Here is a 20,550-nt window from a genome sequence, read left to right as displayed (position 1 = left end):
TCTCTGATGAGCACACAGCTTACCGTCAACTACCGCGAACTGGCCGACAAAATCCTGCAAGGTTACGAGCTGTCCCGAGAAGAAGCGTTGGCGATCCTCGAAGCGCCCGACGCCGACCTGCTCGACATCTTGCACGCGGCGTATCAGATTCGCAAGCACTACTACGGCAACAAAGTGAAGCTGAACATGATTATCAACGCGAAATCAGGCCTGTGCCCGGAAGACTGCGGCTACTGCTCGCAGTCGATCGTGTCCGATGCGCCCGTTGAAAAATACACCTTGCTGAACAAAGACTCGATCCTCGCCGGCGCACAGGAAGCGATCAACCGCAAAGCGGGCACCTACTGCATCGTCATGTCCGGCCGCCGTCCGACCGACGCCGAGCTCGACGGCGTGGTGGAAGCGGTCAAGGAGATCCGCGAGAACACCTCCTTGAAAATCTGCGCCTGCCTCGGATTTCTGACGGAGCAGCATGCGCAAAAACTGGCTGCGTCCGGCGTGCACCGTTACAACCACAACCTGAACACGTCCAAAGAGAATTATGACAAGATCTGCTCGACCCACACGTATGAGGATCGAGTGGACACCGTGCAAAATGCCAAAGCGTCCGGCATGTCTCCCTGCTCCGGCGCGATCATCGGCATGGGCGAGTCGCATCAGGAACTGGTCGCGATCGCTTACTCCCTGCGCGCCCTTGACGCCGACTCGATCCCGGTCAACTTCCTGAACGCGATCGACGGCACGCCGCTGGAAGGGGTGCAGCACCTCAACCCGCGCCATTGCCTGAAGGCGGTCGCCATGTTCCGCTTCGTCAACCCGGCCAAAGAGATTCGGCTGTCCGGCGGGCGCGAGATCAACCTGCGCTCGCTGCAGGCGCTGGGCCTCTACGCGGCCAACTCGATCTTCGTCGGCGACTACCTGACCACGCAAGGACAGGAGCCGACTTCCGACTGGAAGATGATCGAAGATCTCGGCTTTGAAATCGAAGAATGCGCGCTGTAAATTCGTCTAAAGAATAAAAAGAATGCCTGTGGCACTTGCGGGGAACGTCAAAATTCGATAGGCTATATAATACGTACCTTAAGAGAACGTTCCTATTATGTTGGGGAGAAAGGAGAGTGTACATGGAAGCAGCTGTAAAGACGATATTGGCTTGGGTCAACAATCTGATGTTTTCCGTTCGGATCGGTGAGGTGGCGAGCCAGCTTGGCGGTCATGTGATTCTGGTCAATTCGAAAGAGGAAATCGTTGAGAAGCTTGACATTCACCCATCGCTTTTGATTCTCGATCTGACTGCCGTCACCGACGGCTGGCAGGAGTCGGTGGCCAAAGCAAAGGCGACAGGTGTTCCGGTCCTCGCCTATGGCCCCCACGTAAACGTCGATGCGCGCCGGGCGGCGGAAGAGGCAGGGTGTGACGAAGTGGTTGCCAACTCCAAGCTGACCCTGGAACTGCCCAACCTGCTCGCGAAGTATTTGACGATTGCATAGGCCAACTATTAGGCGATTCAAATCCCAGCGATTAAATGGGAATTACAAAAAAAAAAGGAAAACCCGACTTCCAGAAAGGAATGTCGGGTTTTCTATTGTACATTAGAGATAGACACTTTTTAGCGTTGATGGTTCGGATGGCAGACTTCGGTACAGATCAATTGTTCACTGCCCGAGTTGGTCATCTTAAACTGTACGCCGGTCGGTACAAATACGACTGAGCCGGTCGCGATGTTGATCGTTTCCTGTTGCCCGTTGTCCAGCGTGCATTGTCCTTCGCCGGAAAGCACGACATACACTTGGTCGCTGACAAAGCGATTTTGATAATCGAGAATTTGCCCCGGTTTGAAATAATAGGTGTTGGTGGTCAAAGCGGTGCCGGTGAAGTTGTTCACTTTGCCGACGCTTTCATCCCCGAAAGCCGGGTTTTGGAACACAGTTTCTGCACGGTTCATCCCAAAGCTCCTCCTTTATGGCTGGCAGATGAACCTAGTATGTGTAAATGAGGGAGGTACATGTATGACAGACCATGAGCATCAACAGGGCATCCCTGACTCGATTACGCAGGGGCTGCGCATTTTGTTTATCGGATACAACCCGTCGCTCACCTCAGGTGAGATCGGACATAATTATGCCGGTCGGGGCAACCGCTTCTGGCGCCTGCTGCACGATTCCGGCCTGACCCCGCGGCTGATCAAGCCGACGGAAGACCGCGAACTGCTGGAGATCGGCTATGGCTTTACGAACATCGTCTCCCGTCCGACCCGCCGCGCCGATGAGATCACCCGGGCTGAATATGCGGAAGGACGCGTTCGCCTGCGCCAACTGATCGAAGCCTACAAGCCGCACGTCGCCTGTTTTGTCGGCAAAGGCGTCTATGAAGAGTACAACGGCCACCGCAGCATCCCGTGGGGCGTGCAGCCAGAGCCGGCTGTGACCGGCGTGATCGATTTTGTCGCCCCGTCATCAAGCGGCCTCGTGCGGATGAAATATGAAGAGATTCTCGAGATCTACCGCGAGCTGGCGACGCTGGTCCCGACCGGCAAATGATCAGTCGCGAACGTAGCCGATCCCGCTTTGAAAGCGGGTCAGCTGCAGGTCGAAATCGGCGGCGAAGCGGCCGGCGTCGCAGGCGTTGCCTTCGAGCAGCATGGTCAGCATGGAAGAGGTGATCGGGAAGAACGAGAACCCTTCGAGCAGCGAAACCACAGGCCGCACCAGCGCGACCGGCACGGAGAACGTGAGCACCCGCCGTTTGCCGAGCGCGCGGCCGATGCCTTGGATCACGTCGCGATAAGGGATCTGCTCCGGTCCTCCGACCTCATAGGCCTGACCTGCCGTCTCCGGACGCTCCAGCGCCCGCACGAATCCTTCCGCCACATCATGCCGCGCCACCGGCGAGAGGGGAAAGCGCCCATGTCCGAAGATCGGAAAGGCGGGCGCTTGTTTCAGAACGCCTGCGAGCAGCGTCACAAAGCCGTCGCCCGGGCCATAGATCACCGAGGGGCGGAACACCGTCCAGTCCAGACCGCTATTGCGCACATATTCTTCTGCCGCCCATTTGCTTTTGTGGTACGGGCTGGCTGCGCCTGCCCGCGCCCCGAGCGCGCTCATCTGCAGAAAGCGCTGCGCCCCGGCTTCGATCGCCGCATCGACCACGTTCTGTGTTCCTTCCACATGCATCCGCTGAAAGGTCACGCCCTTTCGCGGTGCCTCGCGAATGATACCCACCAGATGCACCACCGCGTCACAGCCTTGCATAGCGGCGACCAGACTCTCCCGGTTCAAAATGTCCCCTTGCACCGCCTGCATGCCAGAGGGCAGGGAGCTGTTGCTGTGCACCAGCGCCCGCACCTCATGGCCCGCTTCGAGCAGCCGTTTTCCGATCTCCCGGCCGACAAATCCGCTTGCCCCGGTCAGAAACACCTTCATGCTGCCACCTCACCCTTCTCTAGTAAGCTTCCTCTATTTTACAACACCTGCCGATGCTTGCGTACCCGCGCGACTTTTTCCATAATGGAGAAAGAGAAAAGCGAAGGGGCTGAAAGCATGGTACTCGTCACCACCTGTCCGGTCAGCAGCCGGCATGTTGCCAAGATGAAAGAGATCGCCTCGGAGCTGGACGTTCGCGTGTTCCCGAGCATCGCCGAAGCGTTGCCGGAACTGCCTGAGGCAGAGATTCTGATTACATATGGAGAAGATTTGACGGCGGAGATCGTGGCGGGGTGCCCGCAACTGAAATGGATTCATGTGCTGTCGGCCGGTCTGGAACTGATGCCGTTCGGGCAGATCGAGCAGCAAAACATTCTGGTCACCAACGCGCGGGGCATTCATGTCGGCCCGATGAGCGAATATACGCTTGGCCTGATCCTGATGTTCTCCCGTCGCTTTGTCGAGATGTTCCACAAGCAGCGAGCGCACGACTGGGACCGCACGATCCGCATCGATGAGCTGGATGGCCAGACGCTGGGCGTGATCGGCGCAGGCGCGATCGGCAGCAAGATCGCCGAACGGGCCAAGCTGTTCGGCATGACGACGCTTGGCGTCGCGACTGCGAAGCGCAGCCTGCCTGAGTTCGACGAGCTGTTTGATCGAAGCGGGCTCGATGAAGTGCTGACCCGTTCCGACTACGTGGTGGTGATCGTGCCGATGACCGCCGAGACGAACGGCTTGCTCGGCGCGCGCGAGATCGGCTTGATGAAAGAAAGCGCCGTGCTGATCAACATCGCCCGCGGCAACGTGGTCGACGAAGCGGCGCTGTTGACCGCCTTGCAGGAAAAGAAAATCCGCGGCGCCGGGCTCGATGTGTTTCAACAGGAGCCGTTGCCGGAAGATCATCCGTTCTGGGAGTTGGACAACGTCGTCCTCACACCGCACATCTCCTCGCGTTCGCCCAAATACATGGAGCGTGCGCAAGCGATCTTCCTGCACAACCTGGCGATCTATGCGGGAGCCCCCGGCATGATGCAAAACGTGATCGACGTGAAAAAAGGGTATTGAGGAGCGAAGCCGATTTGAACTTTACCGGATTTACCGAAGCAGATTTTGACGTATTCAATGTAGAGGGACTCGAAGAGCGCATGGCTGCGCTGATCGCCAACCTGCGTGTAAAGCTGACGGAGCTTGGCGATGACTTTGTGCCGATCTTAAGCGAGCTGACCGGGGAAGAGATGTTTGCGCACGTCGCCAAACATGCCCGCCGCAAAACCAACCCGCCGAGCGACTCCTGGGTGGCATGGAGCAAAAACAAGCGCGGCTACAAGATGTACCCGCACTTTCAGATAGGCGCTTGGGAGACGCACGCGTTCATTCAGTTCGGCCTGATCTACGAGTCGCCGATGAAAGGCGTCTTTGCCAAGCAGATGATCAAACATCTCAAAGACATCAAAGCGACGATCCCCTCGCATTACCTGTGGTACCCGGATCATATGAATCCGAACGGCATGGTGCAAAGCGAGATGAAGCAGGCCGATTTTAAAAACATCGCCCAGCGCCTCGCCAAGCAGAAGAACGGGGAAGTGATGATCGGCATCAAAATACCCCGCCAAGCAGCGGTCGAGATGAGCCCCGCAGAATTTATGGAGCAGGCGAAAACGACGTTTGAAACATTGCTGCCCCTGTATCGATTGGCATTCTCCACAAATTAACAGAGGAATTTGACGCCTGTCTACCGTAACGGTATACAAGCGTCTTTCTTTCTAATGAATATCAAATCATTCAGCTTCGAGTTTTTTGTCGAATAAACGAGAATAATAGGAAGTTTAGTCAGATTATAATAAGTTGTCAGGAATCTCTTGATAAAGTAGTTACAAACACATATTATAGTTCTAAACACGCAAGACCAAACAAAAAGGCGAACAGACAGCAGGACGCAAAACGCCGAGTACAAGATGAAGTCGGAAGGAGCTGAGAGTGTTGGAGTCCATGATTACAATCCGTACTGCGCAAGAGTTAGTGCAAGAACTTAACAAGCTGGAGCTGTTGGTTGAGAACGACTCTGATACAGTTTTGGAACTGATCGGCGATCAACTGACCGCTTGGGAATCGATCGTACGGCTTCACGCTGACTATTCCTTGGCACTTCGCATCGGCAAGCTTCTTGAAAAGTTACGCCAACATTGGCTGGCGCTTTCGTGGTTTCATTGGGTTTCGCAAGCGGAAGGGGAAGCCGAGCAGGATCTGGTGTTGACCGCGCTGCGCATGAAGGGCCGCATGTACATTAAAGTGGGGATGTACAACGAGGCGCTTTCCTTCCTGCTCTCGGTCGAACAGCAGGGGCAGAGCTCGAACCGTCCGCAAGGCCGGGACCTCGCCATTCTCTGGCAAAACATCGCGCTCGTCTATGAATATCTCGGCCGTTACGACTCGGCTGTCGAATATGCCGGCCGCGCTCTGCAATGGTTTGCAGATTACGGCGAAGAGCATGACGTTGCGCTGATGGAAATGCTTCTTGGCATCTGCTACAAGGAGCAGAAGCGTTTCGATGAAGCGTATGAGTACTTGACGCGGGCTAGAGGCGGTTTTGAAAAGCACAAGGACTACCTGCACCTTGCGCGCACGTGGCACAATTACGCGGAACTGATGCGGGATCTGGGACGCATGGAGGAAGCGATCGCCGCATGGCGGATGTCGCTGGAGATGAAGAAGCGCATTCAAGACTTCTCCGGCCAGGCGACCACGCTGCATTCGATCGCAAAATACCTGATCTCGGAAAATGACTGGTATGCGGCGATGAACTACATCACGCAAGCCATCGCGATCTGCCATCAGTACCGTCTGCAGGACAAAGAGGTGGTCTGCCTGGAGTCTTGGGCGCAAATCCTGTTTGCGCTTGGGCGTTACGATGAACTGGAAGTTTGCGCTTCTCGTGCCACGTTCCTGGCCGGCAGCGATGACACGCAGCACAAAGTCGTCTCGCTGTTGCAAAAGATCGCCAACGATTGCGAAAGAGTCGGTCTCGAAGAACTTGCAAAGCAGTACAGCCAGAATGCAGTCCAACTAATTGGTTAAGAGGAGGTAGTTCCTATGAAAATCAAAGTTTGGATGGGAATCACATTCGCAAGTCTTCTTCTCATGAGTGGGGGACTCTTGGCTGGGGGAGCAACAGACGCAACACTTGGGGGAAATCATGGAGTCTCAGCTGTCAAGGCTGAGTTTACTTATAATCCGGAGGCCATCGAGCGGCCGGAACCGATGTCTCCGGCGCTGCTGGAACAAAATGAACCGCCGGAGCCGATGGGCGCGCCTGTTGTCGGACAGACCGAGCCGCCGGAGCCAATGATCGCAGTAGTTGTCGGATAATTCAGATTCCTAACGGAGGAAAATGGGATATGGGGGACAGAAAAACTCCTGCTGGACGCAAGGAGTTTTTCATTTTTCACTTTTTCTTTTTTGCGCTATCGTTCAAGGGTTTTACCTGAGAAAATCTTAATCGTTCGGTTGACCAGCAGGAAGAAGCGCAGCAGGACAAAGAAGATCATCCAGTCGGCAGCGTACGACAGCGGGAGCGACCAGCTTTGACTATGCACCATCCAGTCCATCAGGCAAAACAGCAGCTCAAGCGTGATCGTGAAGGATGTCCAATATATGAAATACCGAACCCTTTTGAGCCGAGAAGCCGCCAGCGGATAATTTTGCAAAAACAAGTAGGTCGTCACCGGATAGATGCCAAAGTCGTCGAGCAGCTTCAGCCACACCGGAATCTTGTGATGCGACAGGTCATAATAGCTCCAGATCGGGTAATGGGTGACCAGCACGTCGGACGTCAGGCTCATTAAGCTGGCGAGCATGCAAGCTGGAAGCAAGCTGCGCCAGCGGGAGCGGTCGGCAAACAGGAAGAAAGCGGTCCAAGAGACGAGAAACATGATGATGAAGGGCACGGCACAACCTAACCTCCTTGAACATTGGACGACTCTATCTTACCCTTGATGCCAACTGGTAAAACAACATTTTTTAGAGATACTACAGGTGACGGAGGTGATGGTTGATGAAGCAGAACGAGCATCAGGAGCAGCTCTACCACCGCAAGCAGGAGCCGACGGTGGCGCCCGGTCTGGAGGATGACGAGTTCCAGCGCCCGGCCACCCGGCAGGAGCGGGAGCAAGGCGATACGACGATGGTCTGCCGCTTGTCGTTCGATGAAAACGACAACGGTTCGGATGACTAAAGACCGCGCGTTTGCGTGGTCTTTTTTATGATAAAATAAGGAAAACAGTGGGGAAACGGGAGTGGGAGCGATGAAAATCCACTTTTTTCATACGAACGATGTACACAGCCATTTTGAAGAGTATCTGCAAGTCGCGACCCAACTGCGCCGCCGCCGCGAAACCGCTTTGGCGGCAGGCGAAACGGTGTTTACCTTGGAGATCGGCGATCATGCCGACCGCAAGCGGATGGAGACGGAAGGCACGTTTGGGCGCACCAACGCCGCGCTGCTCAAGCAGATGGAATACGATGCGTGGACGTTTGGCAACAACGAAGGGCTGACCTTGCCCAAGGGCAGTTGGCCCGACCTGGTCAACATGGCGGAAGTGCCGGTGCTGGTCGCCAACCTGTTCGACATGGAGACAAGAGAGCCGATCGCGGAGTTTGAGCCGTATGTGATCATCGAGCGCGGCGGTGTGCGGGTGGCGGTGCTGGGGCTGACGGTGGCCTTTTCTGATTTTTACAAAATGTTTGGCGTCCACGCTGAGCATCCCCGAGAGACGTTCGCACGGCTGCTCCCGGAGATCAAGCGCCAGGAGGTCGATCTGATCGTGCTGATGTCCCATCTGGGGCTGAACAGCGACCGCCAGATCGCGGAGGAGCTCCCGGAGATCGACATCATCTTCGGCGGGCATACGCACCACGTGCTGCGGGAACCGGAGCGGGTCGGCAACACGCTCATCTGCCAAGCCGGCTGCTACGGCTCGCATTACGGGCATCTGGCGGTGGAATGGGATGAAGCGGCAGGTAAGATCGTCTCCTATGAAGGCGGCGCGGTGCCGCGCGATGACAGCACGCCGCCCGATGCCGATCTCTTGCATCTGCTCGCCCACTGGCAGGAGCATGCGGCGGAGCAGCTGACGCAGGTCGTCGCTGAGCTTGACCGGCCGCTGGAGCATGCGCTGGCCGGGGATTCTCCCCTGGCGAACGTGCTGACCGACGGCATGCGCCGTTTGACGGGCGCGCCGATCGCCATGATCAACGCCGGGCTGATCTCGCATGGCCTGATCGCAGGGCCGGTCACCCGCGCTGACCTGCTGACCTGCTTTCCGGGGCCGAGCATCCCGGTGGTGATCGAGCTGACGGGCGCGCAGATCCTCTCGGTGCTGCACAAAGGGCTCGATCCGGCCTATGTTGAACGCGTCGGCAAAGGATACGGCTTCCGCGGGCATTATGTCGGCGGGATTCAAGTCTCGGGACTTACGGTGCTGGTGAACGTGAACGAGGACGATACGTATGAGGTCGGCGCAAAGCTCGCCGGACAGCCGCTCGATCCCGAGGCGATCTACGAGGTCTGCGCCGTCGATTATCTGTACTTCTCGCCGGTGTACGAGGAGTTTAAACAAGGGCATTCGACCCGCTTTGAACTGCCCTTTTTGCGGGAGCTGCTCGGGCAGGAACTACAGAGAGCCGGCGAGTCGGATGAGGCACTGCGCTATCAGTACCGGGAGACAATGCGATGAGCGGGACGGAGCAGAAGGTGACCTTGCCGCGCGTGCCGGTGACGAAGATTCTCGACACGCTGTATGAGATGTATCCGGAGGCGCATTGCGAGTTGGATTTTCGCAATCCGTTCGAACTGCTGATCGCGACGATCCTCTCCGCGCAGGCGACCGATAAAAAAGTCAATCAGATCACAGCGGGACTGTTTCAGAAATACCCCGGTCCGGAGGCGTTCCTGCAACTCACTCAGACGGAGCTGGAGCAGGAGATCAAAGAGATCGGCCTGTACAAAAACAAGGCGAAAAACATCCTCGCCACCTGCCACCTGCTGCTCAGCAAGCACGGCGGGCAGGTACCGGCGAAGATGGAAGACCTGGTCGAACTGCCCGGCGTCGGGCGCAAGACGGCCAATGTCGTGCTGTCGAACGCGTTCGGGATTCCGGCGATGGCGGTCGATACGCACGTGCAACGCGTCTCGAACCGGATCGGGCTTGCGAAGAGCGATGATCCGGTCGTGATCGAAACGCAGCTGACCAAACGGATTCCCAAGGCCAAGTGGACAGACGCCCACCATTGGCTGATCTGGCACGGACGGCGAGTCTGTGAGGCGCGCAAACCGAAATGCGAAGCCTGCGCACTGACCCCGTTTTGCCGGGAGTTTAAAGCAAGAAAAAAGACCCGCGTCGAATAGACAGGGTCTTTTTTCATATACTCACCATGATCAGGTTGTTTTGCTGCGCGGCACGAGGTACAGCCCGCCGTCTTCGGCCATTTCGACCTGAATCAGGCCCTGGCAATACATGCAGCCGTCTTCCACGCCCAGCACTTTGGTCTTTTTGTGGCAATGCGGGCATTCTAAAGTAGGAATCTGCATCGACATCGCGCCGACGCGGAAATAGATAAACACGGAGATCAAGATCATGATGATGCCGATGATCAGGAGGTACGGCATCAGCACCGGCACAAAGACGCCGATGTACATGACGATAAACGCAAGAAAAATCAAGCCCAGCGCCCAGTTGCGCAAACGGTTCAGCTTCATTTGAAAATCCCTCATTTTTATGCAGAGTCTACTACCCATGCTACCCTACTTGCAGGTGCTTTGTCCAATGAAGGAACTGTGAAAGGGAGCGCTGAGAGGAGGAGTCCGCCTTGTCGACGATCAAATCGAGTTTTCTGCGCAATCCATGGCGCTTTTCATTTTTCTTGCTGGCAGGATTCCTGCTGATTCTGCTCGCCCTGCTGCTCTATCTGTGGTTTGACATCACCTCGTCTGGGCCAAGCACCGGCCTGCCTGCCCCGACAGAGACGCAAGCAGCCGGCGTGCCGGTCGAAGCGAACGTGACGGTCGATGCAATCAACCAGTTCCTCGCCATGCAGCTCGCGAAAAAAGAGACGCCGATCAGCAAAGCGGAGCTCTCCTTGGAAAAAGGGCTGGTGCGCACCGACACGTCGCTGAGCTTTTTCGGCCGCCAGATGGACCTGGCGATGTGGATGCGCCCGCAGGTGCAGAAGGACGGCGATCTGACCCTGGTTGCGGAAGACGCCAAAGTCGGCGGCTATTCGATTCCGCTGAAAACCCTGTTCGCCGTGCTGGAGGGGATGCCGTGGCCGCCGTGGGTGCATGTGGAGTCGGAGCAACACACGCTGGGGGTGGCTTTTTCGGAGCGCCCAAGCGAAAAATATTCCTATCGCATCAAGAAGATCGACTGGGGCGGGGAGAAGATTCAGCTGGAGATCCTGATTCGGGAATGAGATCAGGTGTTCGTATTTTACAACAATAGGACTTGCGAAAATGCGAACATATGTGCTATTCTTAATGTGCAAGGTCGTACTCAAAAGAGGTGTTAATGCATGAAGAAAGCACTGCAGCAAGAAATGCAATCAGCAGCAGTCTATCAGTCTGTGCGAGTGGATGACGGTCCGAAGCTGGTCCTTGTCGACCGGGGACGCATTCTTGATGAGATCAAGCTGGGCGAGTTCGACACCCGCACCGTCAAGACGCATCATGGACAGATTCTCTCCTGTGTGATGGAAGCGACCACTTATTATCGCGAGAAAAAATAAAGCTTACGTACATGGTCCGACCGAGACCCGGAGGACGCTTTGTCAGCGCGTGCAGTCAGCAGACAGCATTCGCTTGTCATGGCGTCTTTTTTATTTGAAAGGAGCAATTCCGGCAATGACGTTCGAAACGAAACAACAATGGCATGTAGTCCTCGATCCCGGCCACGGCGGTTCGGAGAGCGGTTTTACCGCAGAGGGAGCAGAAGAGAAGACGATCAATCTGGCAGTCTGCCTGCGCTTGCAGGCGCTGTTGGAAGCGTACGGCGTAGACGTGCTGCTCACCCGCACGGCAGACACTGACGTCTCGGCGGTGCGGCGCGCGGAGCTGGCGGCAGCGATGGAAGCCGACCTGTTCGTGTCCTGGCACTGCGACTATCTGGAAGATGCTGAAGTCAGCGGGGTGTCGCTGTGGATCGGCGAGACGGCCGACGAAAGCCGCATGATCGACTTTGAAGCGCTTGGCGAGGCGATCGTCGACGTGACCGGGCAGATCATGCTCGGCGTCTTTCAAGACAGCGACAAAGTGCTGTCCCTGGTCCAAACCCCGGCTTTGATGATCCGCGGCGCCTTCTTGTCCAGCCCGCATGAGCTGGAGCTGTGCAAGAATCCCGACTTTTTGCAGGCGCAGGCGCAAGGCGCGGCGCGGGGCATTCTGAAAGTGTTGCCGAGGCTGTCCCCGATCTCCTAGGGACGCTGCATAGGAAAGGGTGAAGGAGGAATGAAGATGCCAAGAATTGTGCTCGACCCGGGCCACGGCGGCCGCGACCCCGGCGCTGTCGGCCAGCGGCTGAAAGAGAAAGATGTCAATCTCAAGGTCTGTCTGTACTTGCGCGACGCGCTGGTGCGGGCCGGAATTCAGGTGCTGATGACTCGCGACAAAGACACGGAACGGGTGCCGGGCGTGACCTCGACGGTCGATCTGAAGGCGCGGGCGATGCTCGCCAACACCAACTCGGCCGACCTCTACGTCTCGTGGCACTACGATGCCAGCGCGGACGAAAACGTGCACGGCGTGTCGGTGTGGATCCACCCGTCGCAAAAGGACAAGAGCGCTTATCACAAAGCAGACCTGCTCTGCCACCACATCTCAGCGGCGACCGGACAGAAGCACCGCGGTGTGTACCTCGGCGATTTTCAAGTGCTGCGCGACACGATGATGGACGCGCTGTTGGTCGAAGGCGGGTTCATCACGAACAGCCTGGAAGAGGCGCGGATGGATGATGACCGCTTCTTGCAGCAGCAGGCGGAAGCGGCGGCCGAAGCGCTGTGTAAGATATTTGACTACCGCTACATCGCGCCGACTGCGAACGCTTCGACTGCGCTGCGCCGCGAACCCCTTGTGACGGTGAAAGTCAACGGGGCTTCGCTTGTACAGCATGGTCGATTGATCGAAGGCAAGACGTATGTTCCGGTGCGCGAGCTGGCGGAGCTGCTCGGCTGCGCGATCAACTGGGACAATGAAACGCACACAGTAAGCTTGACAAGGGGGGAGTGAAGATGGAGTGGAATCAACAGGCGTACACATCGCTGTACGAGACATCCTGCTTGTGGGGATGGAACTGGGTCTGTTCGTCTTTCTCGTGGTACTGCATCGGTGGAAATTAAAAGCGGCCCGCTACTATCGCGCCAAGACGTCCGTCCGCCAGCGCGAATGGCTGAGCCTGATCGGGCAAGAGGCGTTTCATTACGCTGAGCGCGTGTTTACGCACTATGACGGCCCGGCCAAGCTGAATGAAGCGGTGAAATATGTGCTGGAGCGAAGCGACCGGCAGGGATTGCAGGTGACCTATCCGGAGATCCGTGCGGTGATTGAGAAGGCATGGGCGGAAACGAAATAAGCACACCAAGAGAGACACACCTTCCGGAGGTGTGTCTCTCTTGGCGTTTAAAACGAGTTGCCCACGACGCCGAGGAAATCGTTCATGAACGGCCGCATGTCACCGCCGCGCGAGATGAAATACTTGTATCCGCTGAGCTGCTGCGTGACTTGCAGGTTGCCGGTGACGTGGACGTTTTTTACGTTTGGCAGCTGCTGCTTCACCCGGGCGATGATCTCCGCTTTCAAAGTGTCGGAGAGGTCCCCGGAAACGGTAGTGCGGGGACCTTCGAGGGTGGCTGCATTGCTGCGGATGCCTTCCGCCTGCAGCTGTTCCACCGTCATCCCGGCAGCAGATTTTGGACGCTCCGTGGTGCCCCACGGACTTTCGCCGACCCAGGAGTCCTGCTTGATCTGAGCATCCTGTTTCGGTGTTTCGGTGCTGATGTTGGTCAGTCCGACAAACGCATCATCGCCATAGACGAGGACGGTCGTGTTTTGCACGCCCGGCATGTTGTTGATCTTTTGCGCGACTGTGTTCGCAGCTGTGATGCCATTGCTTGAGGCATCTTTCATCAGCCGGTCCGGCACACGCGGGTTCTCAGGACCGGATTGAATTCGTCCGCCGCGATCATCGTCTAACCGGTCGGGAAGCGCTTGATGGCCGCAGCCCCACAGGCCCGTGGCGACGAAGGTCAGCAGAAACAGGGAAGACAAGCCTTTGCGCCAGGAATTCATAACCCAATACCTCCTCACAGCAGGCGTTTATGCTCTGGACTTAGCATCTGTCTGCAAGAAGGGTTTCATGTCAGGGAAGCGCTGGAGGCTCGACTTGTTTCTGTAAAGCGTCGCAGATGCGGTCGATGCCTTTGACCACGTTTTCGTACTCGGTGGTCAGCGACAGCCGCACGTAGCGGTCGCCCGTTTCGCCAAATGCGGTGCCTGGTGCGACGACGACATGGTACTCGTCGAGCAACAGGTTGGCGAACTCTTCGCCGTTGAGATGCTCTGGCGTCGGCACCCAAAGATAGACGGTGCCTTCGGGCGGATGCACGTCCCAGCCGATTGCTTTAAATCTGCCCAAGGCGTAGTCGAAACGGCGTTTGTATTCTGCACGCTGTTCCTGCGGGAAGTTCGAATGCGTCACTTCGGTCAAGGCGGTGACGCCGGCGAACTGGATCGGCGCAAAGATGCCGGAGTTGATATGGCTTTGCACGACGAGCAGGGAATTGATCACTTCTTTGTTGCCGACCGCGGCGCCCAAGCGCCAGCCAGCCATGTTGAATGTTTTCGAGAAAGTGAAGAATTCGACGCCGACGTCTTGGCCGCCGGGGTATTCGAGCAGACTTTTCGGCTTGTTGTGTTCGTCATAATACACTTCGCTGTAGGCGTGGTCGTAACAGAGCAGGATCTCATGCTCCCGGCAGAAACGGATGGCACGTTCCATAAATTCGGGTGGTGCAAACACGCCGGTCGGGTTGTTCGGGTAGTTGAGGAACAGGATTTTCGCCCGCTTGCGGGTCGCCTCGTCCAGGCTGTCGAGGTCGGGCAGGTAGCCGTTTGCCCGGGTCAGCGGCAGGCGCAGCACCTCGCCGCCCGCGAAAAAGACACCGTCGTTGTACGCCGGGAACGACGGGTCGGGCACGAGGCCGATGTCGCCTTGGGAGATGTAGGCGAGCGAGATGTGAAACAGCCCTTCTTTGGAGCCGAGCAGCGCGATCACTTCTGTCTCCGGGTCGACGGTGACGCCGAAGCGCTCCTGGTACCAGCGGGCGACATGTTCGCGGAAAAACAGCGAGCCTTTAAAGGCCGGGTAGTGGTGATTTTCCGGGTCGGCTGCCGTCTCCTGCAGGCGTTTGACCACCGCTTCCGGTGTGGAGTGGTCCGGGTCGGCTTTGCCAAAATCGACGATGTCGCGGACGCCCGACTCGCGCAGTTTGTACACCCGCTCATCGAGGCGGGCAAATATGTAGGGGGGCAGGCCTTTGAGCTTGTCTGCTTTCAGCATGATCTCTTTCCTCCTCCGAGATAGGTCTCATGTAGGATGCCCCAAATCGGAGTTTTCTTGTTGACAGCAGGGAAATATTGCATATACTTAGAAACAAGATATTTAAACAAACGTTTGATTTATACGGACGTTTAAGATGGGGTGAGGGAAACATGAGCGAGACATTGCGACAGTTTTTTAAGCAGAAGACGACGATCGTCGGGTTGATCACGATGCTGTTTTTCCAGTTGGTGTTTGCGGTGGTCTGGATGAACGGTTATGACGGTGTGACGAGCCGGATGGACCAGCTGCACATCGGCGTGGTCAGTGACGACCACGGCACCGGAGCGAAGATCGCTGACAATCTGGTGTCCAGCCTGCCGTTTGAGATGGAAACGGCGAAGAGTCTGACGGAGGCAAAAGACCGGCTCAACGCGCGCGAACTGCAGGCGGTGATCTATATCCCGGCCGATTTTTCGGCGCAGCTGCAACAGCAGGGCGAGAAGGCGAAGATCGAAGTGCTGGTCAACGAGTCCAACCCGGCGATGGTAAAGACTGTGGGGCAGCAGGTGTTGGGGGAAGTGACGAAGAATGTTAATCGTGAGGTTACGCAAAATGGAATTGTGACGGCGCTCAGTCAGCTTCGCCTGCCTGCTGAACAGGCGCAGGGGATTGCGGCGGGCGTGACCGACCGTGTGGAAGGCACATATACGGCGCTCAATCCGATCACGAATTTCTCCTATCAGATGGTGCCGATGATGGTGGTGCTGGCGTCGTACGTCGGCAGCATGCTGTTGTCGATGCAATTGACCGCTTCGGCCACGATCATTGCGAGCCGCACCAACCGCTGGAAGCGTTTTGTGGCCCGTCAGATCATCAATGCGGGGGCAGCGGTGGGGATCGGGCTCGCGGCGACGGGGATCTTGTTCCTGTTTGATGTTGAGCCGATGGCCGGGTTCCTGGAACTGAGCGGTTTTCTGATCTTGACGCTGTTTTCGTTTCTGGCGTTCGCGCAGATGTTTTTGTTCCTGTTTGGTCAGGCCGGGATGCTGTTTAACATCATCGCGCTGTCCTTGCAGTTGGCCACTTCGGGCACGATGCTGCCGCGGGAACTGCTGTCTGAAACGTTTCACAAGGTGGGCGATTTCTTGCCCGCAACGTATGCGGTGCTTGGCAACATGAACTTGCTGTTTGGCGGCACAGGAACGGGCGGCGCTGTCGCCGGGCTGCTCTGGATCACGTTGGCGGCGTATGGCGTCACGTTGATCGGTGTGCTGATTCATCGGGATCAAGCGGTGCAGATTCAGAACGGACAGAAGGTAGTGGGAGCACATGAGTGAAGATGTGAAAACACGGATTCTTGATGCGGCGAAGCGCCTTTTTGCAGACAAAGGCTTTGAGGCGACTTCGGTGCGGCAAATATGCGAGGAGGCAGGGGCCAATGTGGCTCTTGTCTCTTATCATTTCGGCGGCAAAGAAAAGCTGTTGTTCGCCGTGCTCGATTCGGCGTTTCCAGGGCAGGAGTTGTATGCGGAGATCGAGGGGATTGCAGACCCGGTCGAGCGGTTGCGCCGCTATGTGGAAGGATTTATGCTATGGTCGCAGCAGGAGAGCGATGTGCAAAAGATCCTGATGCAGGAGATCATGTTAAAGTCGGACCGCCATCATTTGCTCGGGCAGTACCCGCTGCCGTTCTGGCAGCGGCTGCGCGACACGTTGGCCGAGGGACGGGAGCATGGGTTGTTTTCCTTCCAGTCGCTGAAAGCGGCGATGCTGCAGATGATGGGGACGCTGTTGTACCCCAAGATGGTGCCGCAGTTTGTGCTCGATCTGTTTGATCCGGAAGAGGTGACGTTTGAAGAGCAGATTCGCGAGACGCAGCAGTATATATTGCGCGGGCTCGGGGCGAATACTACTGAGAGCGAAAGAGGAAGCGGATGATGAAGGAAGTTGTGATCTACACGGACGGCGCCTGCTCGGGCAATCCGGGGCCGGGCGGGTATGGCGCGGTGCTGATGGCAGGTAGTCATCACAAGGAGATCTCCGGCGGCGAGCAGGAGACGACGAATCAGCGCATGGAGCTGCTGGCGGTGATTGAGGCGCTGAAACTGTTGAAGTATCCGTGCAAGGTGGATGTGTATAGTGACAGCGCGTATCTGATCAATTGCTTCAAGTCGCGCTGGTATGTGAATTGGGAGAAGAACGGCTGGCTGAACTCGCAGAAGCAGCCGGTGGCGAACCGCGATCTGTGGGAAGAGCTGCTGCTGCTGTACCGGACGCACAAGGTGACGTTTTTTAAGGTGAAAGGGCACAGCGGTGACAAGTGGAATGAGCGCTGTGATGAATTGGCGCGGGCAGCCGTTCCGAAGTGAGGATGGTGAAGCGGCGATGAGGAAGTATGAGATCGACAGGGCGACGATCTTGCGCCTCGGCGAGGAGCTCGGCATCGACGGGATCGGTGTGACGACGGCCGAACCGTTTCACGATGTGCATGAGCATCTGGTGATGTACCGGGAGTCGGGGCATGAGTCGGGCTTCGAGCATGATGTGCTGGAAGAGCGGGTCGATCCGAAGGCGTTTTTCCCGGAGGCGAAGTCGATTGTGGCGATCGCGATGGCGTATCGCACAGAAAAGTATGCCGGGCAGAAGAAGCCGGAAGGTCTGCGCGGGCAGATGTCGGTGTATGCGTGGGGGATGGACTACCACAAGGTGCTGAAGGCGAAGCTGGAGCTGTTGGCGGCCCGCTTGGAGCAGGAGGCCGGGCGGCCGATCGCGGTGCACAACTCGGTGGATACAGGTCCCTTGGTCGACCGGGCGGTGGCGCAGCGGGCGGGGATCGGTTGGGTTGGCAAGAACTGTTCACTGATCACGGAGAAGCACGGGTCGTGGGTATTTCTCGGGCAATTGGTTTGCGATGTTGACATTGAACCGAGCGAACCGAGTCTGCTGCCGCAGTGTGAGGATTGTCCGGATCTGTGTTTGAAGGCATGTCCGACGAAGGCGCTGGTCAATCCTTTTCAGACCGATTCGAGCAAGTGTCTGTCGTACATTACGCAGATGAAAGGGCTGATCCCGCTGGAGTACCGGGCGAAGCTGGGGCGGCGTTTGTGGGGCTGTGACACGTGTCAGGTGGTCTGTCCGAAGAATCGGGAAGTGGCGTTTGGGACGGCGATCGAGTTTGATCCGGAGCCGGAGTATGCGTTTCCCGATCTGATGCGGCTGTTGACGCTGTCGAACAAGCAGTTTCGCCGGGAGTTTGGCGAGTCGGCAGCCGCATGGCGCGGGGCGAAGGTGATGCAGCGCAATGCGATCATCGCGCTCGGCAACATGCGGGAGCAGGCGGCGCTGCCGAAACTGCTCGAGATGCTGGAGCAGGACGAGCGCCGGGAGATCCGCGGGACGATTGCCTGGGCGCTGCAGAAGATCGACCCGGAAGGCACGCGGGCTCTGGTCGCGGCAGCATATGCGCGGGAGCCGGATGAGGAGATCAGGCAGGAGATGGCTTGGGCGGTGGAAGAAGCGCCCGAGGCGTGATCGGTTATGCTGCAGGCAGGGTTTTAGAGAGTCGCCTTGGGCGAAGGATTTTGATTGATGAATCTGCAGGAGAGTATGGCTTGGGAGCGAGAGAGGATGAGCAGGAAGATGAAGGTGATCAGCGCATGTTTGGTGGGCTGTCAGTGCCGGTATGACGGGGATGACAATCTGATTCGCGAGTTTCAAGAGATGGTCGAAAAGGGAGAAGCTGTTTTTGTCTGTCCGGAACAACTGGGCGGCTTGTCCACGCCGCGCCCTCCCGCGCAGATCGTAGGCGGGACAGGGGAAGACGTGTTGGACGGCAAGGCGAAGGTGGTGACCGATCAGGGCGAGGATGTGACGGCGGAGTTTGTGAAGGGCGCGGAACAGGCGTTGAAGATGGCTCAACTGGTCGGTGCACAGGAAGCGATATTGAAAGAGCGGAGCCCGTCGTGCGGGTCGTCTGTGATATATGACGGCAGCTTCTCCGGTGCGAAAATGCCAGGGGACGGTGTGACGTCGGCGTTGTTGAGACGCCATGGCATTGCGGTGTATTCGGAAGAGACGTTTGGGAAAGATCGCTGATGGCAAGAGCGGAGGACCGGGCCTTTCAGTTCCATGATTAGAAAGGCCGGGTTATTTGTTTATCGAACTTGTCGAGGAAGGCGAGGCGCTTTTTCTCTTCCGCTTCGGCAAGCTGGAAGTAGCCGAGGTGGTTGGGGTCATGGCCGAGGTCGTAATGCTGATAGCCGATTCGCCAAAATCGATGCGGGAAGCGCAGCAGGCCGCTCAGGATCTGGTATTCGGCAGGCTGCAGCGGCGACGCCGCATTGTAGTTGACAAGGACGTGACGGGATACGGCATCGTCCCAGTCTTGGCGCTGCAGGCCGCGGCGCATGAAGTGCGCCAGATCGAGCGTGCGCGGGCCGAACGCCGCAAAGTCGAGGTCGATCAGTGCGACTTGGTGGTTCGGCGTGTAGATCATGTTGTACGGCGTGAGGTCGAGGTGCAGCAAGGGCGGGTCGTCTTCTTCGAACAGGAGATGTGACCGCACCTGCGGGCGACGCAGCAAGGTCAAGGCTTGATCCGCTTGGGAGATGTAGTGGTCGGCATGTTTGAGGTAGATTTTGTCGATGTCGTCGGGGCGCGATTTGATCGACGCCCGGCGCTTCCATTCGGTGAGCTCGTCACGGCGGTCTTTGAACCGGTCGACCATGTCGAAGATCGGCGGCGGGGCATAGCCGCTGGGCTCGAAGCCGCGCGACGCAGCGTGGAAATCGGCCAGGGTTCTGGCCGTCAATGCCAGTTGCGGCATGGAGCGGAAATCGACTTCCTGACCGCGGATCCAGCGGGTGGCATAGTAGGTGTCACCGCCGACGGTGGCGTAAGGTTTGCCGTCCGGCGTCAGCACAAACGGGGAGAAGCGGGTAAATTTTTTTTGCTCCAAATACAAAAAGGCCTGGTGCAGGAATTGGATGTGTGCGGGCGGGAGGTAGCTTTTCTTGAGGGCCACCAGCCCTTGCTGGGTGCGCAGGCGGAGCACCGGCCCGAATGGTTCGACCTTGGTCGGTGTGATCCCGAACGACTTGCAGACAGACGGATGGAACCCATGGCGGCGGATCTGCGCCTGCAGGCCGCTTGCCGAGCCGGGAAGAGCGCTCCCAAGGTCGCTTTGCGACAGGCGTCCTTGGGAGTTGGAGATGCGCTCTTTTTTCACGGCCGGTTTGGATGTTCGGACTTGCTGCGGGAGGCGCTGGGAACGCCCCCGCTTGCGGCGCCGCACCTTGGGTACCCCGTCCGATTGGGACCAGGACCACCAGGCAGGGGGCTGACGTTTCTGCGGCTTGTGCGAAACGTCAGCCTCAGTCTTTTTTCCATCCCCGGATGGCTTTTTGGCTCCTCCCGGGCGTTTGCCTTCTTTCATCCACTTGGGGGGCCGCATCACTTCGTTGAAGAGCTGCTTCAGCCAATCGGCGTTTTTGTTGTCCGCCATTCGATCTCACCTCCGTCGTACTGTCTGTATCTACAGC

The 20,550-nt window shown here is 57.4% G+C and carries 27 protein-coding genes; 20 read left to right on the top strand and 7 right to left on the bottom strand.

Annotated features, from left to right (window positions below; translation table 11 throughout):
• Positions 1-3: 3 nt before the first annotated feature.
• A complete protein-coding gene (bioB, locus tag EV586_RS14460) occupies positions 4-1,002 on the top strand; it encodes a biotin synthase BioB (protein WP_481937765.1) in 999 nt (332 codons plus the stop codon).
• Between the two features lie 122 nt (positions 1,003-1,124).
• A complete protein-coding gene (locus EV586_RS14455; protein WP_132945824.1) occupies positions 1,125-1,490 on the top strand; it encodes a hypothetical protein in 366 nt (121 codons plus the stop codon).
• A 119-nt stretch (positions 1,491-1,609) separates the two neighbouring features.
• Here the strand turns inward: EV586_RS14455 and EV586_RS14450 are convergent, their stop codons facing one another.
• Positions 1,610-1,945, bottom strand: coding sequence for a cupin domain-containing protein (locus EV586_RS14450; RefSeq protein ID WP_132945823.1), 336 nt, complete (start codon positions 1,943-1,945; stop codon positions 1,610-1,612).
• 64 nt (positions 1,946-2,009) lie between these two features.
• Here EV586_RS14450 and EV586_RS14445 point away from each other — a divergent pair, with 64 nt between their 5' ends.
• On the top strand, positions 2,010-2,540 hold the full coding sequence (locus tag EV586_RS14445; RefSeq protein WP_132945822.1) for a mismatch-specific DNA-glycosylase: 531 nt from the start codon (positions 2,010-2,012) through the stop codon (positions 2,538-2,540).
• On the opposite strand, the gene EV586_RS14440 is transcribed toward EV586_RS14445, so the two are convergent.
• Positions 2,541-3,422, bottom strand: coding sequence for a complex I NDUFA9 subunit family protein (locus tag EV586_RS14440; RefSeq protein WP_132945821.1), 882 nt, complete (start codon positions 3,420-3,422; stop codon positions 2,541-2,543).
• A gap of 117 nt (positions 3,423-3,539) precedes the next feature.
• On the opposite strand from EV586_RS14440, the gene EV586_RS14435 reads away from it, so the two are divergent.
• From EV586_RS14435 to EV586_RS14420, 4 genes are all read left to right on the top strand, one after another.
• Positions 3,540-4,490: a D-2-hydroxyacid dehydrogenase gene (locus tag EV586_RS14435; RefSeq protein ID WP_165898610.1), complete on the top strand. Its 951-nt coding sequence runs from the start codon at positions 3,540-3,542 to the stop codon at positions 4,488-4,490.
• A 14-nt stretch (positions 4,491-4,504) separates the two neighbouring features.
• Positions 4,505-5,137, top strand: coding sequence for a YktB family protein (locus tag EV586_RS14430; RefSeq protein ID WP_132945819.1), 633 nt, complete (start codon positions 4,505-4,507; stop codon positions 5,135-5,137).
• 277 nt (positions 5,138-5,414) lie between these two features.
• Positions 5,415-6,500, top strand: a complete 1,086-nt coding sequence (locus EV586_RS14425) for a tetratricopeptide repeat protein (protein WP_132945818.1) — start codon at positions 5,415-5,417, stop codon at positions 6,498-6,500.
• 15 nt (positions 6,501-6,515) lie between these two features.
• Positions 6,516-6,791, top strand: a complete 276-nt coding sequence (locus tag EV586_RS14420) for a hypothetical protein (RefSeq protein WP_132945817.1) — start codon at positions 6,516-6,518, stop codon at positions 6,789-6,791.
• A 95-nt stretch (positions 6,792-6,886) separates the two neighbouring features.
• On the opposite strand, the gene EV586_RS14415 is transcribed toward EV586_RS14420, so the two are convergent.
• Entirely contained in the window at positions 6,887-7,369 is a 483-nt protein-coding gene (locus EV586_RS14415; RefSeq protein ID WP_132945816.1) for a CBO0543 family protein, read from the bottom strand.
• A gap of 107 nt (positions 7,370-7,476) precedes the next feature.
• Between EV586_RS14415 and EV586_RS14410 the strand changes: the two genes are divergently transcribed.
• The 3 genes from EV586_RS14410 (at position 7,477) to nth (ending at position 9,828) form a co-directional block, all read left to right on the top strand.
• Positions 7,477-7,656, top strand: a complete 180-nt coding sequence (locus tag EV586_RS14410) for a hypothetical protein (RefSeq protein WP_132945815.1) — start codon at positions 7,477-7,479, stop codon at positions 7,654-7,656.
• Positions 7,657-7,726: 70 nt separating this feature from the next.
• Positions 7,727-9,157: a bifunctional metallophosphatase/5'-nucleotidase gene (locus EV586_RS14405; protein ID WP_132945814.1), complete on the top strand. Its 1,431-nt coding sequence runs from the start codon at positions 7,727-7,729 to the stop codon at positions 9,155-9,157.
• Positions 9,154-9,828: an endonuclease III gene (gene nth, locus EV586_RS14400; protein ID WP_132945813.1), complete on the top strand. Its 675-nt coding sequence runs from the start codon at positions 9,154-9,156 to the stop codon at positions 9,826-9,828. The genes EV586_RS14405 and nth overlap by 4 nt, the downstream gene beginning before the upstream one ends.
• A 30-nt stretch (positions 9,829-9,858) precedes the next feature.
• Here the strand turns inward: nth and EV586_RS14395 are convergent, their stop codons facing one another.
• On the bottom strand, positions 9,859-10,179 hold the full coding sequence (locus EV586_RS14395) for a DUF2614 family zinc ribbon-containing protein (protein WP_132945812.1): 321 nt from the start codon (positions 10,177-10,179) through the stop codon (positions 9,859-9,861).
• 110 nt (positions 10,180-10,289) lie between these two features.
• On the opposite strand from EV586_RS14395, the gene EV586_RS14390 reads away from it, so the two are divergent.
• The 5 genes from EV586_RS14390 (at position 10,290) to EV586_RS14370 (ending at position 13,042) form a co-directional block, all read left to right on the top strand.
• Positions 10,290-10,892 (top strand): DUF2140 family protein, encoded by a 603-nt coding sequence (locus EV586_RS14390; protein ID WP_132945811.1) that lies wholly within the window; start codon positions 10,290-10,292, stop codon positions 10,890-10,892.
• Between the two features lie 99 nt (positions 10,893-10,991).
• Positions 10,992-11,204: a hypothetical protein gene (locus tag EV586_RS14385; protein WP_132945810.1), complete on the top strand. Its 213-nt coding sequence runs from the start codon at positions 10,992-10,994 to the stop codon at positions 11,202-11,204.
• A 115-nt stretch (positions 11,205-11,319) separates the two neighbouring features.
• Entirely contained in the window at positions 11,320-11,892 is a 573-nt protein-coding gene (locus tag EV586_RS14380; RefSeq protein ID WP_132945809.1) for an N-acetylmuramoyl-L-alanine amidase family protein, read from the top strand.
• A gap of 36 nt (positions 11,893-11,928) precedes the next feature.
• On the top strand, positions 11,929-12,699 hold the full coding sequence (locus EV586_RS14375; protein WP_165898609.1) for an N-acetylmuramoyl-L-alanine amidase: 771 nt from the start codon (positions 11,929-11,931) through the stop codon (positions 12,697-12,699).
• A gap of 7 nt (positions 12,700-12,706) precedes the next feature.
• Positions 12,707-13,042 carry a phage holin, LLH family gene (locus tag EV586_RS14370; protein WP_132945808.1) on the top strand — a complete coding sequence of 112 codons (336 nt, stop codon included), beginning with the start codon at positions 12,707-12,709 and terminating at the stop codon, positions 13,040-13,042.
• 47 nt (positions 13,043-13,089) lie between these two features.
• On the opposite strand, the gene EV586_RS14365 is transcribed toward EV586_RS14370, so the two are convergent.
• Both EV586_RS14365 and EV586_RS14360 read right to left on the bottom strand, forming a co-directional pair.
• Complete coding sequence (locus tag EV586_RS14365) at positions 13,090-13,758, bottom strand: hypothetical protein (RefSeq protein WP_132945807.1); 669 nt, start codon at positions 13,756-13,758, stop codon at positions 13,090-13,092.
• 70 nt (positions 13,759-13,828) lie between these two features.
• Complete coding sequence (locus tag EV586_RS14360; protein ID WP_132945806.1) at positions 13,829-15,028, bottom strand: aminotransferase class I/II-fold pyridoxal phosphate-dependent enzyme; 1,200 nt, start codon at positions 15,026-15,028, stop codon at positions 13,829-13,831.
• Between the two features lie 152 nt (positions 15,029-15,180).
• Here EV586_RS14360 and EV586_RS14355 point away from each other — a divergent pair, with 152 nt between their 5' ends.
• The 5 genes from EV586_RS14355 to EV586_RS14335 all read left to right on the top strand — a co-directional run bounded on the left by EV586_RS14355 (position 15,181) and on the right by EV586_RS14335 (position 19,105).
• Positions 15,181-16,347 carry a YhgE/Pip domain-containing protein gene (locus EV586_RS14355; protein WP_132945805.1) on the top strand — a complete coding sequence of 389 codons (1,167 nt, stop codon included), beginning with the start codon at positions 15,181-15,183 and terminating at the stop codon, positions 16,345-16,347.
• On the top strand, positions 16,340-16,948 hold the full coding sequence (locus EV586_RS21635; RefSeq protein WP_132945804.1) for a TetR/AcrR family transcriptional regulator: 609 nt from the start codon (positions 16,340-16,342) through the stop codon (positions 16,946-16,948). Before EV586_RS14355 ends, EV586_RS21635 begins: the two co-directional genes overlap by 8 nt.
• Positions 16,948-17,379 (top strand): ribonuclease HI, encoded by a 432-nt coding sequence (gene rnhA, locus EV586_RS14345; protein ID WP_207893918.1) that lies wholly within the window; start codon positions 16,948-16,950, stop codon positions 17,377-17,379. The genes EV586_RS21635 and rnhA overlap by 1 nt, the downstream gene beginning before the upstream one ends.
• Positions 17,336-18,541 (top strand): tRNA epoxyqueuosine(34) reductase QueG, encoded by a 1,206-nt coding sequence (gene queG, locus EV586_RS14340; RefSeq protein WP_243653046.1) that lies wholly within the window; start codon positions 17,336-17,338, stop codon positions 18,539-18,541. Before rnhA ends, queG begins: the two co-directional genes overlap by 44 nt.
• Positions 18,542-18,649: 108 nt before the next feature.
• Complete coding sequence (locus EV586_RS14335; protein ID WP_132945953.1) at positions 18,650-19,105, top strand: 2-thiouracil desulfurase family protein; 456 nt, start codon at positions 18,650-18,652, stop codon at positions 19,103-19,105.
• Positions 19,106-19,142: 37 nt separating this feature from the next.
• On the opposite strand, the gene EV586_RS14330 is transcribed toward EV586_RS14335, so the two are convergent.
• A complete protein-coding gene (locus EV586_RS14330) occupies positions 19,143-20,513 on the bottom strand; it encodes a CotS family spore coat protein (RefSeq protein ID WP_132945802.1) in 1,371 nt (456 codons plus the stop codon).
• Positions 20,514-20,550: the final 37 nt, after the last annotated feature.

The organism is Tumebacillus sp. BK434 (genome assembly GCF_004340785.1).
Lineage (GTDB): Bacteria > Bacillota > Bacilli > Tumebacillales > Tumebacillaceae > Tumebacillus_A.
This window is presented reverse-complemented; position numbering and strand designations above follow the sequence as displayed.